The organism is Parendozoicomonas verongulae, from assembly GCF_009711465.1.
Lineage (GTDB): Bacteria > Pseudomonadota > Gammaproteobacteria > Pseudomonadales > Endozoicomonadaceae > Sansalvadorimonas > Sansalvadorimonas verongulae.
Genome location: NZ_SMME01000458.1, coordinates 1 through 916, shown reverse-complemented (window position 1 = coordinate 916; position 916 = coordinate 1). Strand labels below are relative to the sequence as shown.

At 52.3% G+C, this 916-nt stretch carries 1 protein-coding gene; it reads left to right on the top strand.

The features are described 5' to 3' along the window. Positions 1–35 precede the first annotated feature (35 nt). On the top strand, positions 36–916 hold an 881-nt coding region (locus tag E1189_RS01015), incomplete at its 3' end, for a hypothetical protein (RefSeq protein ID WP_155158258.1).

The following is a 916-nucleotide window of genomic DNA, read 5'->3' as shown; positions in this document are numbered from 1 at the left end:
CAGTTCACATTACAAGTCAGAGGGGATGCAAACTAATGAGTGTAACGTTCACAGGAACTGGCACCGAACAAAGCCCGTATCTGATAGAGACGGCAGAACAGTTCAAGGTAGCCTTTGAGGATCAAAACTCGGCCCGGCATCACTACGATGTCATTCAGAACATCGACATGCAAAATACGACGTTGGGCGGTTACGTTGATATTTACGCCAATATTGATGGCAAAGGCCATGTCATCAGTAATGCGGTCTTTGCCAGCCCTTACTTATGGCAACGGATACGAGGCACCATCAAGAACCTGCACATGGAGTGGTATCCCAATACTGCATCGCGCAAGTTGTCCTATCTGTGCAGCTCAACAGTGAGCGGTAACAGCATCGAGAACGTGCGTATGGACATCTACGGGGAAACCACCAACTGGTCCACCTTCTACACCAACATAGAAAATGCTGTGACGTGCATCGTCACCGAGAACACCAATGCCAACGGCAGGCGCACCTATGTGTTCAATAGTTCCCGGAACGTCAAAACCGACATCACCGGCAACGACACTCTGGTCTCCAGCTATCCCAACATCGATGAGGCGATCTGGAATGTAACAGGCGGCAGTGTGCCGGTATTGATTCCCCAAGCGGGGGATTACTCCCAGTACACCCATGTGATGGGTAAGACGCTGGTGGATGGCGTGGGCAGGCCAAGAAAGGTACGGGCGGTAACGGCGGATCGCCATAGCCTGATAGCCGAGCTGGTGTCGGGAGAGGATGGCACTTACGATCTGGGCACCACCCCGTATACCCACGGCATTCTGGTTTATACCTTTGATGACTATGGCGTGGATATTCAGCCCGGTACTGTGTATGCGGTGGACGATATTGTTCACCCCAGGCAGGGCAACGGTTACCGGTATGTCTGTGTGCA